Below are 14,605 nucleotides of genomic sequence, written 5' to 3' on the forward strand. Positions count from 1 at the left end.
GCGCCGATAGTTTGATATGGGCCAACCGCCCCGAACATCCCCCCCCACGACCCACGCGGGGCGCCCGGCGGGGGCGGCGGCCGGCGCGGCCGGGGCGGCCTGCGGCTCGGGCAGCGCGGCGCCCCTGCTCTCGGGGGGCGGCCCCCGGCGCCCGCCCCCCCCCCCCCGGCCGCCGGCCCCCCCCGGCCGCGCGCTCTCGCGCGAGGAACTGCTCGGTGCCGCGGGCGCGGTGGCGGCTCGTATCGCCGGTGCGCCGGTCGTCGCGGTCCGGGCGACCGCGACCCCGGAGACGGTGGTCGCGGTGGTCGGCGCGCTGCTGGCCGGGGTGCCGGTGGTGCCCGTACCGCCGGACTCAGGACCGGCCGAACGCGACCACATACTGCGGGACTCGGGCGCCACCCTGCTGCTCACCGGGGAGGCCGTGGACGCCCCGGTCGAGACCGTCCCGGTGGACCCGACCGAGCGCGCCGCGTGGACGAAGGCGGAGCCGGACCCGGAGTCCACGGCGTTCATCCTCTACACCTCGGGCACCACGGGCGCGCCCAAGGGCGCGCTGATCTCCCGGCGGGCGGTGGCCGCCGACCTGGACGGGCTGGCCGAGGCATGGGCCTGGACGCCGGACGACACCCTGGTCCACGGCCTGCCGCTGTTCCATGTGCACGGACTGGTCCTCGGCGTTCTCGGCGCACTCCGCACCGGCAGCCGCCTCATCCACACCGGCAAGCCGACCCCGGCGGCGTACGCGGCGGCGGGCGGCAGCCTCTACTTCGGCGTCCCCACCGTCTGGAACCGCGTCGTCCAGGACCCGGACTCCGCCCGCGCCCTGGCCTCGGCCCGGCTGCTGGTCTCCGGCAGCGCCCCGCTGCCCGCCCCCGTCTTCCGCGAGCTGGAACGGCTCACCGGCCAGCGCCCCATCGAGCGCTACGGCATGACCGAGACCCTCATCACCATCAGCACCCGCGCCGACGGCGAACGCCGCCCCGGCTACGTCGGCACCCCGCTCTCGGGCATCCGCACCCGGATCGCCGCCGAGGAGGGCGCCGAGATCGGCGAACTCCAGCTGACCGGCCCGACCCTCTTCGACGGCTACCTCAACCGGCCCGAGGCCACGGCCGGTTCGTACACCGAGGACGGCTGGTTCCGCACGGGCGACATCGCCGCCATCGACCCCGACGGCTTCCACCGCATCGTGGGCCGCGCCTCCACCGACATGATCAAGTCCGGCGGCTACCGCATCGGCGCGGGCGAGGTCGAGAACGCCCTGCTGGACCACCCGGCCGTCCACGAGGCCGCCGTCGTCGGCGCCCCGCACGAGGACCTGGGCCAGGAGATCGTCGCGTACGTCGTGGCCGACGGCATCGGTGAACAGGAACTGATCGACTTCGTGGCCTCCCAACTCTCCGTCCACAAGCGCCCCCGCAAGGTGCGCTTCCTGGAGGCCCTGCCTCGCAACGCCATGGGCAAGCCCCAGAAGAAGCTCCTGCCCCCGGCCTGATCTGGGCCGTCCAGCGACCGTCCCGACGACCGAACGCGATAGAAGAGGCGGATCGTGATGGGCAGGGCGGCAAAAGGTCAGCGGCTCATGAGCATGCGCGTGCGGGTGCCCGGCCGCCAGGAGGCATTCCCGGAGGAACGCGGGGCGGCGCCGCGGCGGGTGCCGGTCTGGTACGCGCACTCCGCGGACGAGGCTCAGACCTGGATCAACCCTCAGGAGGCCCACATCCCGCTCGATCCGCCGGGCGACAGCCTCACCCCCGTGTCCTTCGCGGACTACGACGCGGCCATGCGGTGGTACGAGACGGAGCGCGGCAATCTGCCGGCCGCGACCCGCGCGGCCGAGGAGGCCGGTCTCGATGTGATCGCCTGAAGGCTTCCCGCGGTGCTGCGGAGCGCGCATATGCTCCTGAACCCGTTCGAGGAATGGCTCGCCATGGGCCGCATCGGACCGCGCGCCGCCCGCAGGCTGGGCGACCGCACCGCGGAGGCCGAGCGTCAGCGCCATTCAGCGGGACCGCGGGCAGCCGGAGGAGGCGCTGCGGTCCGCGCAGGGCGCGCTGGACATCGCCCTCACTCACCGCAACCACATGTGGGAGGGGTACTGGCTGCTGGAGCCGGGCCGGGCGCAGCAGGCCAACGGTGCGTTCGACGCCGCCCTGGTCTCGTTCCAGCGGGCCGCCTCCCTCCAGCGACGCCTCGGCGACCGGGCGTGGGAGGCGCGGGCGTGGGACGGCGCGGGGGAGACGTACCGGCGGCTTGGGCGGCCCGGCGAGGCGGCCGATTTCTACCGCCGCGCCGCGGCGACCCACCGGGAGTTGGACGACCTGTGGCACACGGCGCTCTCCCTCGACGGTCTCGCCATGCGCTGCGAGAGGCCGATGAGGCTGACGGGGCCGAGGAGGCGCGGCGGCACTGGGCCGCGGCCCTGAGCGCGCTGGCCTCCTCCGACGACCCCCGGGCAGCCGGGGCGCGGGAGCGCATCGTCGCCGCCCTGAGATGACGAGGGCGCGGGCCGGTGCCAGGGCATGGGGCACTCCGGAGGGCGACCGTCCGGTCTTCCTCGCCGCCGGCGGGCGCGCGCGTGGCTCAGGCGGGGACTTCGAACCCCAGCGTTCGCAGTCCGGCTTCCGCGGCCTGCTGATCCTGCTCGGCACTGCCCCCGGAGACGCCCAAACCGCCGATTGACTCGCCGAGTTCGATGACGGGATAGCCGCCGCCGACGGCCATGAGCCGAGGATGGTGGGAGAGAGGGGCGACCTGAGGGTCGGTTACGTAGGAATTCCAGACGTGGGTGGCGCTGCGGAAGGAGGCTGCCGTCCATGCCTTGTCGACGGCGACCTCGGCGGCGAGGAACGGTACGTCGTCGGCGCGTTCGAACGCCTTCAGATGACCGCCGGCGTCTGTGACCGCGATGGCGGCTTCGAATCCGATGTTCTCGGCAGCCGCGCGCACAGCCGCGATGAGTTCGGCGGCGGAGGAGCGGGTGATCGAAGGTGTGGGCAGGGAATGCGTCCGGGTGACGTTCTGCATCAAAATCCTCTGTACGGGCAAAGATCGTTTTCGGTCGGCTGCCGCGTTGTCATCCCGCGGCGGCGCCGTCCCATCCGGTGGTGGTCAACCAGTCGCCGAAGGTGGCGAGTTCGGGGTGCAGGGCGCGCAGGGCCCGCAGATCCCGGTCCCGGGAGAGGAGGTCGTGGTCCTGGAAAAAGGCGAACATCGCGGCCAGGTCGTGGCCGATCCCTGGTAGAGACCGGCTGAACTCGTCGAGGTCCACCGCCTGGTAGACGCTCGGCACACCGGTCGCCCTCTCGAACGCCGCCGCGATCTGGTCACCGGTGAGGGCGTCGGCGGCGATGCGCAGGGTCCGGCCGCCCCAGTCGTCCCAGTGGTCGAGCTGGTGGCGGGCGAAGAAGGCGATGTCGTCGAGCGCGATCAAGGGCCAGCGGCCGGCCCGGCCCAGCGGCAGGGCGAATACGAGGCCCTCCCGTCCGTCGGGCAGCCGGGCCCGCTGCGGCGCCAGGCTGTACAGGTTCTCGAAGTATGGTGCGGTCACCAGGACGGCGACGTGCCGCGAGTACCAGCCGTCGGTCTCCTGACGCATGGCCTCTTCGGAGCGCTGCAGCGCGATGTGGGCCTCCACGGCGGCCTTCGCGTCGTAGTGGGGGACCGGGATACGCCCGTCGGTGAGGATGGCGGCGTTGTCCAGTGACGACCAGACGAACCGGTCCACCCCGGCCTGCTGCGCCGCGTGCAGGGCCCGCAGCCCCTGTGCGTACTCCTGCTGAGGGCTGGCGGTGGCGAAGAAGTCGGTATTGCAGAAGACCTGGTCGACACCTTGGAACGCGGTCTTCAGGGACTGCTCGTCGTCCAGGTCGCCGCGGACCGGCCGAATGTCACCGGGGGTGTTCTCGACCAGGCCACGGGCCCGCTCCGAGGACGGGTTGCGCGTCAGGACCCGCACGACGGTGCCGGTCCGTGCGGCGAGGGCGCGGACGATCCGGGTGCCCATGGTCCCGGTGCCCCCGACCACGAGTGCGGTCGTCGACGTCACCGCGCCACCTCCAGCACGAGCTTGCCGCGGGTGCGGTTGGTCTCGCCCAGCCGGTGCGCTTCGGCGGCCTGTTCCAGGGCGAAGCTGCGTTCGACCTCGACCCGGACCGCACCGGAGTCGACCAGGTCGGCGATGGCCGTCAGAGCGGCGGCGTCCGGCTCGACCAGCAGCGGGCTGGTGCGCACACCCGCCTGTCCGGAGGCAGTGGCCAGGGCGTCCGAGACACCGCCCGGGATGGAGACGATCAGGCCGCCTCTCCGGGTCACCGACACCGATCGCACGTCGGTGTCATCCGCGGCGCCGATCAGGTCGATGACGACATCGACCTTGCCGGTGGCCTCCTCGAACCGCTGCCGGGTGTAGTCGATTGTCTCGTCCGCGCCCAGTTCCTTGAGCCAGGTGTGCCGGGGCTCGCGGGCGGTCGCGATCACTTCGGCGCCAAGGTGCTTGGCGAACTGCACTGCCAAGTGCCCCACGCCACCGGCCGCGGCGTGCACCAACACCCGCTGCCCGGCGGTGACGCGCGCCGTGTCGACCAGGGTCTGCCAGGCGGTGAGCGCCGCGAGCGGCAGAGCCGCGGCCTCGACGTGCGAGAGCGAGACCGGCTTGCGGGCGAACTGACGGGACGGTGCCGTGACGAACTCGGCGTATCCGCCGGCCGGGCGCGGGAACCACGGCATGGCGTAGACCTCGTCACCGGGTGCGAGCGTGGTGACACCGAAGCCGGTCTCCTCGACGACGCCGGAGACGTCCCAGCCGAGGATCAGCGGCAGCGTCTGCAGCCCGGCCATCCCGTGGCCTGCGCGGGTCTTCCAGTCCACCGGGTTGATTCCGGCGGCGTGCACGCGCACCAGCACCTCGGTCGGCAGTGGCTCGGGGCGCGCGACCCGGCCGGCGGTCAGCACTTCCGGTCCACCGAACTCCTTGACGGTGACGGCGCGCATCGTCTGCTCGCTCATACTTTCCTCGCTCATATCCGCTTCGCATGTTCTTCGGTCCGGGCCGAGAGCCCAGGCATGTGCTTCAGCCTCGTCGACGCTCAGAAGACGTCGTGAGTGGCTGGGCAGCCACGTGTCGTACCATTCCAGCCATGCCACATCGCGTTGCAGTTCTCGCCCTCGATGGGGTCATGCCGATGGACCTGGGCATCGCGGCCCGGGTGCTCAACGAGGCCCTCGACCCGACCGGGGCACGGCTCTATTCCGTGACGACCTGCTCGCTCGGCGGCCGACCGGTCCGCACGAACGAGGGTTTCCGGATCGTCGTCGACGACGACGAGTCACTCCTGGAGGGTGCGGACACCGTGGTGATCGCCACCCAGGAGCCCGACGAACATCTGCTGGCCACCGGCGAGCTGCCCGCTCGGGTCGCCGCGGCCTTCGCCCGGATCGGGCCGGAGGCCCGCATCGTCAGCCTGTGCACATCGTCATTCCTGCTCGCGGCGGCCGGCTTGCTGGACGGACTGCGGGCCACCACCCATTGGGCGCTGTGCGGCCAGTTCACCCGGCTGTTCCCCGACGTCGAGGTCGATCCGGACGTGCTGTTCGTCGACAACGGACGCGTCCTGACAGCTGCCGGCGGGGCGGCCGGCATCGACCTGTTCGTCCACCTGGTCCGCAGGGACCACGGCGCGACCGTGGCCACCGCCGCGGCGCGACGATGCGTGGTGGCTCCATGGCGCGAGGGCGGACAGGCACAGTTCATCGAGCACCCGGTGCCGAAGGATGCCGACCGTTCCACCTCGGCCACCCGCCAGTGGGCGCAGAGCCGTCTGGCCGAGCCGCTCACGCTGCAGGACATGGCCCGCCACGCTCACATGAGTGAGCGCACGTTCACCCGGCGGTTCCGCGCCGAGGTGGGCACCAGCCCTCTCCAATGGCTGGTGCAAAGCCGGCTGACCCAGGCGCGCCGCCTGCTGGAGTCCAGCGATCTGACCGTCGCGCGGATCGCCGTTGTCTGCGGCTTCGGGGATCCGGTCGCGCTGCGCAAGCACTTCCACGCCCACCTCGGCCTGTCCCCACTGGCTTACCGTCGCGCCCACCGCGCTCCTGAACCGTAGACGTACCCCGGGTCCGGCTCACTCGGGCTCGGCGACGTACGGACGGCCGGGGGCCGGTTCCGGAGTGAGGATCATGCGGTCCGGGACGTGGGCGGTGTCGCGGTGGGCCAGGAGCCAGTAGACGGCGGCGGGGACGGCCAGGCCGATGAGCCAGGAGATGTCCGCGCCGCCCAGGGGGGCGACGAAGGGGCCGGTGTAGAAGGCGGTGGACAGGAAGGGGAGTTGGGCGAGGACGCCGAGGGCGTAGGTGGTCAGCGCCTTCCAGCGCCAGGCGCCGTAGCGGCCGTTGGGGTCGCTGAGGGCGGGGATGTCGTAGCGCTCCTTGGCGATGGCGTAGTAGTCGACGAGGTTGATCGCGCTCCACGGGGTGAAGAAGGTCAGCAGGAACAGCAGGAAGTCCTTGAAGGAGGACAGGAAGCTGTCCTTGCCGAGCAGCGCGACCGCCGTGCCCGCGACCATGATCCCGGCGATGTAGGCGGCCCGGCCGCGCGGGGAGAGGGTGGCGCGGCCGCGGAAGCCGCTGACGCTGGTCACCATCGACATGAAGCCGCCGTAGGTGTTGAGGACGTTGATCGTCAGCTTGCCGAGGGCGATGACGAAGTAGAGCAGCGAGGTGATCAGGGCCGCGCCGCCGCCGAGGCCGACGATGTACGAGACCTCGTGGCCGACGAAGGCGTGGCCGGCCGCGGCGGCCGCGAGGGCGCCGAAGGTCATGGACCACTGGGAGCCGAGGACGGTGCCGGCGAGGGTCCAGGAGAAGGCGGCCTTCGCGGAGGTGGCGCGCGGCAGATAGCGGGAGTAGTCGGCGACGTACGGGCCGAAGGCGAGCTGCCAGGAGGCGGACAGCGACACCGCGAGGAGGAAGAGCGGGAAGTCGAAGGTCCGGTCGTGGAGGAGGGTGGCCAGGTCGGTGCGGTCCAGCAGCCGGATGCCCAGATAGACGAAGGCCAGGGCGCAGATGACGCCCGCGATCCGGCCGAGGGTGTGGATCAGGCGGTAGCCGACGGCGGCCGCCACGGCGGTGACGAGGGCGAAGAGGACGATCCCGGTGGTGTCGCCGAGATGGGTGAGCTCGCCGACCGCCTGCCCCGCGAGCACGCTGCCGCTGGCGAAGAAGCCCACGTACATGACGATGACCAGCAGCAGCGGGACGATCGCGCCCCGGACCCCGAACTGGGCCCGGGAGGAGATCATCTGGGGCAGGCCGAGCCGGGGTCCCTGGGCGGAGTGGAGTGCCATGACGGCTCCTCCGAGCAGGTTGCCGATCAGCAGGGCGATGATCGCCCAGAGGGCGGCGGCGCCGAAGACCACGGCCAGGGCGCCGGTCACGACGGCGGTGATCTGGAGGTTGGCGCCGAGCCACAGGGTGAACTGGCTGAAGGCGGTGCCATGGCGCTCCGCGTCCGGGACGACGTCGATCGAGCGCTTTTCGACCAGAGAGTTCAGGGCGTCCAGAGAGTCCTGCGAGCTCAGGGAGTCCTGCGAGTTCAGGGAGTCCGGCGCGTCCGGGGAGTCGGGCATACGGGTGCTCCTGCCGCTACTTCTTGGTGAGGCCGTTCTTGGCGGCCCAGTCGGCGGCGACCCGGTCCGGGTCCTTCTTGTCGTTGCTCACCAGCTTGTTGAGCCGGGCGAGTTCCTGGGTGGTGAGGGCACCACCGAGGCGGGCCAGGGCCTTGCGGACCTTGGCGTCGGCCTTGGCGGCGCGGACCACGGGCACGATGTGCTGGGCGGGGATGAGCGCCTTGGGGTCGGCGAGGATCACCCAGTCGTTGGCCTCGATGTCGGGGTCGGTGGAGAAGAGGTTGGCGACGTCCACATCGCCCTTCTTCAACGCGCCCTTGACCAGGGGTCCGGAGGCGTCGAGGGCCTTGAACTCCTTGAAGGTCACGCCGTAGCGGTCCTTGAGGCCGACCAGGCCGACCACGCGGTTCTTGTCCTCGGCCGGGCCGCCGAAGATCAGCTTGCCGTTCTGCTTGGCGAGGTCGGCGAAGGTACGCAGCCCGTGCTTCCGGGCGGACTCGCGGGTGACACAGAAGACGTCCTTGTCCTCGGCTGCCGCGTACGACAGGGCCTCCAGGCCGCTGGGGAGGGCGACGGTGAGGGCGTTCTGGAGGTCGCCGGCCTCGGTCTGGGGGGCCTTGTCGTCGAAGTGGAGCAGCAGATTGCCCTGGTACTCGGGGAGCAGATCGATATCGCCCTGCTGGAGGGCGGGTATGACGATCTCTCGGGAGCCGAGGTTGGGCCGCACGCTCGTCTTGATGCCCGCGCCTTTCAGCGCCTCGGCGTAGAGGTAGCCCAGCAGCTGGTTCTCGGTGAAGTTGGCGGTGCCGATGACCAGCCCGCCCAGGCTGCTGCCACCGCCCGAGCCACCGCTGCCGCCGTCGCCCTTGAGCGAGGTGACGCCGCCGCTACAGGCGGCGAGCGTGGGCACGGAGGCGCCGGCGAGCAGGCCGCCGAGCAGTTTCCTGCGGTTCATGGGGTCGTCTCCTCGGATCGGAGTTCGGAGTGAAGTCGCTGAGTCGGTGGGGGCGCTGAGGCTCTGAGTCGCTGAGCCGGTGGGGCGCTGAGTCGCCTCGGGGTGAAGTCGGGTGGGGCGCTCAGTGCGCGTGGGCGCGCGGGGGGCGGTTGCGGAACAGCAGGCGCTGCACTCCGGCCAGCGCCAGGTCCAGGGCGATGGCCAGCACGGCGACCAGCACCGCCCCGCCCAGCACCTGCACCAGGTCGCGCTGGGCGAGCCCGTCGAAGACGTAGCGGCCGAGCCCGCCGAAGCTGACGTACGCGGCGATGGTGGCGGTGGCCACGACCTGGACGCAGGCCAGCCGCAGCCCGGTCATGATCAGCGGCAGCGCGAGCGGCAGCTCGACCTGGAACAGCACCTGGTACCAGCGCATGCCCTGGCCCCGCGCCGCGTCCCTGACCTCGGGGTCGACGGCGGCCATGCCCGCGTACGTATTGGTGACGATCACCGGGACCGCGAGGGCGACCAGCGAGACGTACACCGGCCACATGCTCAGCCCGCTGACCAGGAAGACCAGCGTGACCAGGCCGACGGTCGGCAGGGCCCGCCCGAAGCCGGAGAGGTTGATGGCGAGGAACGCGCCGCGCCCGGTGTGCCCGATGAGCAGCCCGACCGGGAGGGCGATGGCGGCGGCGACCAGGGTGGCCAGCAGCGAGTACTGGATGTGTTCCAGCAGGCGGGTGGCGATGCCGTCGGGCCCGGACCACTGGGAGCCGCTGGTCAGCCAGCGGAGGAGGTTCTGGAGTAGTTCGAGCATGTCAGGCACGCCTCCTCAGCCACGGGGTGCACAGCCACTGGATGGTGACCAGCACGGCGTCCGCGACCAGCGCCAGTACCAGGGACAGGATGACTCCGGCCACGACGGGGGTGGGGTAGTTGCGCTGGAAGCCGTCGGTGAACAGCTGGCCGAGGCCGCCGTACCCGATGTAGCTGGCCACGCTGACCAGCGATATCGCCATCACCGTGGCGACCCGTACGCCCGCCATGATCACCGGGAAGGCGAGCGGCAGCTCGACGGTGAGCAGGGTGCGCAGCGGGCGGGCGCCCATCGCGGTGGACGCCTCGCGGACCTTGGTGGGGACGCTGTCGAGGCCCTCGACGGTGTTCCGCAACAGCACGACCAGGGTGTAGATGGTCAGGCCGGTGATGGCGGTGGTGCGGGTGAGGCCGGTGACCGGCAGCAGCAGGACGAAGATCGCGATGGAGGGGATCGTGAACAGGATGTTCGAGAGCCCGAGCAGGAGCCCGCGCAGCGGGCGCACCCGGTGGGCGATCACGGCCAGCGGGAGCGCGATCAGCAGTCCGAAGAGGACGGCGGGGACGGCGGTGGAGAGGTGGTCCAGGGTGAGCGTGACCAGGGTGCTCCGATGGTCGGGGAACCAGCCCCAGTCGATGGTCATGCGGTCACGCTCGTGTCGGAGCTCTTCGGGTCCTCGTCGGTTTCGGAGCCCTCGGCGGCCTCGTCGGCGTTCTTGAGGGCGGCCGCGCGGCCCGCCTCCGCGTGGCGCTGCCCCGCGTACTCATGGATCGCGTCGCGCCCGGTGACCCCGGTGAGCACCCCGTCGGCGTCCACGCGGGCCACCAGACCGGCGGGGGAGGCCAGCGACTCGTCCAGGGCGGTGAGCAGCGAGTCGCCGTCCCGCAGCGGGCGCACCGGCAGCAGCGGGGCCCGGTCGCCCTCCGGCCCCTCGGTGTCGCGCCAGCCCAGCGGCTCACCGCGCTCGGAGGTGACCAGCCGCCAGCGCTGCCCGTCGGCGGGCGCGGGCTGCCGCTCCACGTCGGCGAGGGTGGACAGGGAGAGCAGCTTCAGCCCGCGCTCGGCGCCCAGGAAGCCCGCCACGAAGTCGTCGGCGGGGCTCGCCAGCAGCTCGGCGGGGGGTGCGCACTGGACGAGATGGCCGCCGGTGCGGAAGATCGCGATGCGGTCGCCGAGCCGTACGGCCTCGTCGATGTCGTGGGTGACGAAGACGACCGTCTTGCGCAGCTCGCTCTGGAGCCGCAGCAGCTCGTTCTGGAGCTGGGTCCGTACGACCGGGTCGACCGCCCCGAACGGCTCGTCCATGAGCAGCACCGGCGGATCGGCGGCCAGCGCGCGGGCGACTCCGACGCGCTGCTGCTGACCGCCCGAGAGCTGGTGCGGGTAGCGCTTGCCGGAGTCGGCGGGCAGCCCGACGAGCTCCAGCAGCTCGGCCGCGCGGGCCCGCGCCTTGCGGCGGCCCCAGCCCAGCAGCAGCGGGACGGTGGCGATGTTGTCGAGGATCGTGCGGTGCGGGAAGAGCCCGGCCTGCTGGATCACATAGCCGATCCCGCGCCGCAGCTCGGCGGCGTCCGCGCGCAGCACATCACGTCCGCCCACGCTCACCGTGCCGCTGCTCGGCTCGACCATGCGGTTGACCATGCGGAGGGTGGTGGTCTTGCCGCAGCCCGAGGTGCCGACAAGAACGGTAATGCCCCCTTCCGGGAGTTCGAGACTGAGGCGATCCACCGCGGTGGTGCCGTTCGGGTAGTGCTTACTGACGTGCTTGAAGCTGATCATCCGCTTCCCCTTGCCCTGTCTGCATATAGTCATGCACAGTCATAGTCGAGTGAATAGAAGTCAAGAGGTCTGCGTTAATCACCGGTTACTTCTGCTCGCGATGTGGACAGAAAGCTGGGCGGTTGGCCCAGAAAGGGCGTGTTCGAGAGGGGTTGCCCTGGATGTTGTCTCACATGCTGGATGCTGATCACGCGGCGGCCGACGGCACCGACGGTGCCGGCTCGCGGATCACGCTGGATGGCCGGAGCCTACGCGTCGTGGATGTCGCGCGCCTGGCCGACCGTCTCAGCCGGCCCGCCGCGCCCGATCCCACCGCGCTCGCCCTGGCCGAGCGCGCCTGGGAGACCGCGGACCGGCTCGCGGCCACCGGCCGCGTCTACGGGCGCAGCACCGGTGTGGGCGCGAACCGCACCGAGGACGTCGGCCCGGCCGACTCCGACCACGGGCTGCGGCTGCTGCGCAGCCACGCCGGCGCGATCGGCGCACAGCTGCCCGGCCGCGAGGTGCGCGCCATGATGGCCGTCCGCGCCAATCAGCTGCTGGCGGGTGGCGCCGGGCTGCGCCCCGCCGTCGTCACCGCGCTCGTCGAGGGCCTCGACAGCGGCGCCCACCCGGTGATCAACGAATACGGCGCGGTCGGCACCGGGGACCTCGCCGCGCTCGCCCAGACCGGTCTGGCGCTCGTCGGCGAGCACCCCTGGGACCTCACCGAGGCCGCCCCGGGCCGTCGCGCCCCCGACCCCATCACGCTCGACAGCAATGACGCCCTTGCGCTCATCAGCAGCAACGCCCTCACCCTCGGCCAGTCCGCGCTCGCTCTCGCCGAGCTGCGGCGGCTGCTGTCCGCCTCGCTCGCCGTGGCCGCGCTCTCGCTGATCGCGGTCGGCGGCTCGTACGAGGCGTACGCCGAACCCGTCCACGCGTCCCGGCCGCACCCCGGCTCCGTCGCGGCCGCCGCCCGGATGCGCGCCCTGCTCGGCGCCCCGCCCCGGCCCACCCCGCCGCTGGGCCGCATACAGGACCCGTACGGCTTCCGCTGTCTGCCGCAGATCCACGGACCGGCGCTGGACGCGGCGGACGCGCTGGAGCGGGTGCTGGCCGTCGAGTTCAACGCCGCCGCCGAGAACCCGCTGATCAGCTCCACCGACGAGGCCGCCTACCACCACGGCAACTTCTACGCCGCGCACACCGTACTCGCCCTGGACCACTTCCGGCTCGCCGCGCTCCAGACCGCCCGGCTCTCCACCGCCCGGCTCGCCGCGCTCAGCGAACCCGACTTCACCCGGCTGCGCCCCTTCCTCGGCGACGCCGCGCCCGCGAGCTCGGGCGTGATGATCCTCGAATACGCGGCGGGGGCGGCCCTCGGCGAGATGCGCGCGGTCTCCCACCCCGCCTCGCTGGGCCACGCCGTGCTCTCGCGCGGAGTGGAGGAACAGGCCAGTTTCGCCTCGCTCGGCGCCCGCCAGACGCTCCGGGTGGCCGACCACTACCGGCTGGTGCTGGGCTGTGAACTCGTGGCAGCCGTACGGGCGTTGCGCCAGCGCGGTCTTGAGCCGGACCCGGAGCTCCCGGCCGGTGCGGCCTTCGCCCTGGCGTCGGAAGTGCTCGATCCGCGGATGGAGGACCGGCCGTTGACGGAGGATGTGGCGGTGGCCGCGCGCCTGCTCGACCGGCTGGCGGGGGTCTGAGGGACGAGGGTACGAGGGTCAGGAGGACGTGATGAGTACGGACCACGGGGAGGGCGACGGGGTGGGCGGTGCGCGGGTGACGCAGGTGGACGAGGACGTCACGGCGGTGCCATCGGTGTCGGCGGGGGTGCCGGGCGTCCCGGCCGCTTCCAGTACCTCGACCGCCGCCCGGCTGCAGGCGCTCTTCGAGGGCCACCGGCTGACCCCGACCCAGCGGCGGATCGCCCACTGCATGGTGCGGCGGGCCGCGGACGCGCCGTTCCTCTCCAGCGTCGAGCTGGCCGAGCTCGCGGGCGTCAGCCAGCCGTCCGTGACCCGCTTCGCGGTCGCCCTCGGCTTCGACGGCTATCCGGCGCTGCGCAAGCACCTGCGCGATGTCGCCCCCGCCGAGCCGGAGGAGGCCGCGGGGTCGTACAACGAGTACCAGCAGGCCGTACAGTCCGAGATCGACAATCTGCGCCATCTCGCCGCGCTGCTCGCCGACCCCGCCCCCGTCGTCCGCGCCGGCCGGCTGCTCGCCGACTCCCGTCCGCTGCCGGTCCTCGGGCTGCGCGCCGCCTCCGCGCAGGCCCGCGGCTTCAGCTACTTCGCGCGCAAGGTCCACCCGGACGTCCGGCTGCTCGACGAGGGCGGCACGATGCTCGACGACCGCGTGGACGCGGCGAAGCGCGCGGGCGCCACGGCGCTGCTGTGCTTCGCGCTGCCGCGGCATCCGCGCGAGGTCGTGGAGGGTCTGGAGTACGCCCGGGAGGCGGGTCTGACCGTGGTCACCGTCGCCGACAGCGCCTTCGCCCCGGTCGCCCGCCACAGCGATCTGCTGCTGCCCGCGGCGGTCGGTACGGGCCTGGCCTTCGACACCGCGTGTGCGCCGATGCTGCTGGGGCGGGTGCTGCTGGAGGCGATGTGCGACGCGCTGCCGGACGCGCAGGCGCGGCTGGAGGAGTTCGACGCGAAGGCCTCGGAGCGGGGGCTGTTCGTGGAGTGAGCCGGGCTTCCGGACCGCGCTGTGTGCCGACCTCTGTGTGCCAACCCCCGTTCCTCTCACCGAATTCTCAGGCATCCTGGCTAGATTCCTCGATTCGACAGGGATTTCTTCCGGGATTCACCAGGGTGAGGAGGTCGGTCGTGGGGCGCGGGGCGTATGCGCTGGCACGGGTGGCGGTGATCGTGAGGGCTCCCGCGGGGTGGCTGTGGTGGCCCGGCGTGCTGGCCGCGGGGATCGGGGCGTTGGTGCCGGGGCTGACCGGGCGCCGGATCGGAGTGCTCGCCGGGGCGGCGCTCTTCCTGATCGCGGGGGTCGCGGTGTTCATGGCGCGCCGCAAGCGATATCTGGAACTGGCGCGCGACGCCTCGCGCGCGGGCAAAGCGGTCTTCCTCCAGGACCGCGCGGTGACCGTACGGACCCGGCGGCGCGCCCTGCGGTGGTGGCTGCTGCCGGCCTTCCTCGCCGCGATGGGCTCGTCCTTCGCCGTTCCGGCGGCGGGCGGGATGCTGCTGGCGGGGCTCGGCGCCGGGCTGTGGGCCAAGGCGCTGTGGCTGGGCCGCTGGGAGCGCGCGCACGACGCGCTGCTGTGGGTGCGCACGGAGCGGGTCGCTCGGGGGCGGCCCGCGGGCAAGTCGGTGGACGGCTACCAGACGACGGGGATCGTGGCCGGTGACGCGGGGCCGGGCGGCGCCCGGCGCTCTCGGGTGGCTGCGGCTGCGGCTGCTGCGCGCTGAGGGGCGCCCCCGGCTCTTCGGCCCAACCCCGGCGGGG

The 14,605-nt window shown here is 72.4% G+C and carries 15 protein-coding genes; 7 read left to right on the plus strand and 8 right to left on the minus strand.

Annotation, left to right across the window (positions count from 1 at the left end; all coding sequences use genetic code 11):
* Positions 1 to 124 precede the first annotated feature (124 nt).
* The 3 genes from ACFXB5_RS27410 (at position 125) to ACFXB5_RS27420 (ending at position 2,426) form a co-directional block, all read left to right on the plus strand.
* Positions 125 to 1,495 carry an acyl-CoA synthetase gene (locus ACFXB5_RS27410; RefSeq protein WP_385212496.1) on the plus strand — a complete coding sequence of 457 codons (1,371 nt, stop codon included), beginning with the start codon at positions 125 to 127 and terminating at the stop codon, positions 1,493 to 1,495.
* A gap of 87 nt (positions 1,496 to 1,582) precedes the next feature.
* Positions 1,583 to 1,867 (plus strand): hypothetical protein, encoded by a 285-nt coding sequence (locus tag ACFXB5_RS27415; RefSeq protein ID WP_385212440.1) that lies wholly within the window; start codon positions 1,583 to 1,585, stop codon positions 1,865 to 1,867.
* 217 nt (positions 1,868 to 2,084) lie between these two features.
* Positions 2,085 to 2,426 (plus strand): tetratricopeptide repeat protein, encoded by a 342-nt coding sequence (locus tag ACFXB5_RS27420; protein WP_385212442.1) that lies wholly within the window; start codon positions 2,085 to 2,087, stop codon positions 2,424 to 2,426.
* A 157-nt stretch (positions 2,427 to 2,583) separates the two neighbouring features.
* On the opposite strand, the gene ACFXB5_RS27425 is transcribed toward ACFXB5_RS27420, so the two are convergent.
* From ACFXB5_RS27425 to ACFXB5_RS27435, 3 genes are read right to left on the minus strand one after another with little or no spacing between them, the layout of a single operon-like run.
* Positions 2,584 to 3,027 (minus strand): heme-binding protein, encoded by a 444-nt coding sequence (locus ACFXB5_RS27425; protein WP_086886217.1) that lies wholly within the window; start codon positions 3,025 to 3,027, stop codon positions 2,584 to 2,586.
* 49 nt (positions 3,028 to 3,076) lie between these two features.
* A complete protein-coding gene (locus ACFXB5_RS27430) occupies positions 3,077 to 4,048 on the minus strand; it encodes an NmrA/HSCARG family protein (RefSeq protein ID WP_385212444.1) in 972 nt (323 codons plus the stop codon).
* Positions 4,045 to 5,007, minus strand: coding sequence for an NADP-dependent oxidoreductase (locus ACFXB5_RS27435; protein ID WP_385212446.1), 963 nt, complete (start codon positions 5,005 to 5,007; stop codon positions 4,045 to 4,047). The genes ACFXB5_RS27430 and ACFXB5_RS27435 overlap by 4 nt, the downstream gene beginning before the upstream one ends.
* Positions 5,008 to 5,138: 131 nt before the next feature.
* Here ACFXB5_RS27435 and ACFXB5_RS27440 point away from each other — a divergent pair, with 131 nt between their 5' ends.
* Complete coding sequence (locus ACFXB5_RS27440; protein ID WP_086886220.1) at positions 5,139 to 6,107, plus strand: GlxA family transcriptional regulator; 969 nt, start codon at positions 5,139 to 5,141, stop codon at positions 6,105 to 6,107.
* Positions 6,108 to 6,125: 18 nt separating this feature from the next.
* Here ACFXB5_RS27440 and ACFXB5_RS27445 read toward each other — a convergent pair whose 3' ends face one another.
* From ACFXB5_RS27445 to ACFXB5_RS27465, 5 genes are all read right to left on the minus strand, one after another.
* Positions 6,126 to 7,628 carry a purine-cytosine permease family protein gene (locus ACFXB5_RS27445; RefSeq protein ID WP_385212448.1) on the minus strand — a complete coding sequence of 501 codons (1,503 nt, stop codon included), beginning with the start codon at positions 7,626 to 7,628 and terminating at the stop codon, positions 6,126 to 6,128.
* Between the two features lie 16 nt (positions 7,629 to 7,644).
* Positions 7,645 to 8,583: an ABC transporter substrate-binding protein gene (locus tag ACFXB5_RS27450; RefSeq protein ID WP_385212450.1), complete on the minus strand. Its 939-nt coding sequence runs from the start codon at positions 8,581 to 8,583 to the stop codon at positions 7,645 to 7,647.
* Between the two features lie 121 nt (positions 8,584 to 8,704).
* Positions 8,705 to 9,382: an ABC transporter permease gene (locus ACFXB5_RS27455; RefSeq protein ID WP_385212498.1), complete on the minus strand. Its 678-nt coding sequence runs from the start codon at positions 9,380 to 9,382 to the stop codon at positions 8,705 to 8,707.
* A gap of 1 nt (position 9,383) precedes the next feature.
* Complete coding sequence (locus ACFXB5_RS27460; protein WP_020870770.1) at positions 9,384 to 10,025, minus strand: ABC transporter permease; 642 nt, start codon at positions 10,023 to 10,025, stop codon at positions 9,384 to 9,386.
* Entirely contained in the window at positions 10,022 to 11,161 is a 1,140-nt protein-coding gene (locus ACFXB5_RS27465) for an ABC transporter ATP-binding protein (RefSeq protein ID WP_385212453.1), read from the minus strand. Before ACFXB5_RS27465 ends, ACFXB5_RS27460 begins: the two co-directional genes overlap by 4 nt.
* A 161-nt stretch (positions 11,162 to 11,322) precedes the next feature.
* Here ACFXB5_RS27465 and ACFXB5_RS27470 point away from each other — a divergent pair, with 161 nt between their 5' ends.
* The 3 genes from ACFXB5_RS27470 to ACFXB5_RS27480 all read left to right on the plus strand — a co-directional run bounded on the left by ACFXB5_RS27470 (position 11,323) and on the right by ACFXB5_RS27480 (position 14,568).
* Positions 11,323 to 12,849, plus strand: coding sequence for an aromatic amino acid ammonia-lyase (locus ACFXB5_RS27470; RefSeq protein ID WP_385212454.1), 1,527 nt, complete (start codon positions 11,323 to 11,325; stop codon positions 12,847 to 12,849).
* A 31-nt stretch (positions 12,850 to 12,880) separates the two neighbouring features.
* Positions 12,881 to 13,834, plus strand: coding sequence for a MurR/RpiR family transcriptional regulator (locus ACFXB5_RS27475; RefSeq protein WP_385212456.1), 954 nt, complete (start codon positions 12,881 to 12,883; stop codon positions 13,832 to 13,834).
* 140 nt (positions 13,835 to 13,974) lie between these two features.
* Entirely contained in the window at positions 13,975 to 14,568 is a 594-nt protein-coding gene (locus ACFXB5_RS27480) for a hypothetical protein (RefSeq protein ID WP_385212458.1), read from the plus strand.
* Positions 14,569 to 14,605: the final 37 nt, after the last annotated feature.

The organism is Streptomyces sp. NPDC059455 (assembly GCF_042750115.1).
Taxonomy (GTDB): domain Bacteria; phylum Actinomycetota; class Actinomycetes; order Streptomycetales; family Streptomycetaceae; genus Streptomyces; species Streptomyces endocoffeicus.

Coding starts and splice junctions, on each gene's coding strand:
- ACFXB5_RS27435 (WP_385212446.1), bottom strand. CDS start 5,007: ATGAGCGAGCAGACGATGCGCGCCGTCACCGTCAAGGAGTTCGGTGGA.
- ACFXB5_RS27465 (WP_385212453.1), bottom strand. CDS start 11,161: ATGATCAGCTTCAAGCACGTCAGTAAGCACTACCCGAACGGCACCACC.
- ACFXB5_RS27415 (WP_385212440.1), top strand. CDS start 1,583: ATGAGCATGCGCGTGCGGGTGCCCGGCCGCCAGGAGGCATTCCCGGAG.
- ACFXB5_RS27450 (WP_385212450.1), bottom strand. CDS start 8,583: ATGAACCGCAGGAAACTGCTCGGCGGCCTGCTCGCCGGCGCCTCCGTG.
- ACFXB5_RS27420 (WP_385212442.1), top strand. CDS start 2,085: ATGTGGGAGGGGTACTGGCTGCTGGAGCCGGGCCGGGCGCAGCAGGCC.
- ACFXB5_RS27460 (WP_020870770.1), bottom strand. CDS start 10,025: ATGACCATCGACTGGGGCTGGTTCCCCGACCATCGGAGCACCCTGGTC.
- ACFXB5_RS27470 (WP_385212454.1), top strand. CDS start 11,323: ATGTTGTCTCACATGCTGGATGCTGATCACGCGGCGGCCGACGGCACC.
- ACFXB5_RS27440 (WP_086886220.1), top strand. CDS start 5,139: ATGCCACATCGCGTTGCAGTTCTCGCCCTCGATGGGGTCATGCCGATG.
- ACFXB5_RS27455 (WP_385212498.1), bottom strand. CDS start 9,382: ATGCTCGAACTACTCCAGAACCTCCTCCGCTGGCTGACCAGCGGCTCC.
- ACFXB5_RS27425 (WP_086886217.1), bottom strand. CDS start 3,027: ATGCAGAACGTCACCCGGACGCATTCCCTGCCCACACCTTCGATCACC.
- ACFXB5_RS27475 (WP_385212456.1), top strand. CDS start 12,881: ATGAGTACGGACCACGGGGAGGGCGACGGGGTGGGCGGTGCGCGGGTG.
- ACFXB5_RS27445 (WP_385212448.1), bottom strand. CDS start 7,628: ATGCCCGACTCCCCGGACGCGCCGGACTCCCTGAACTCGCAGGACTCC.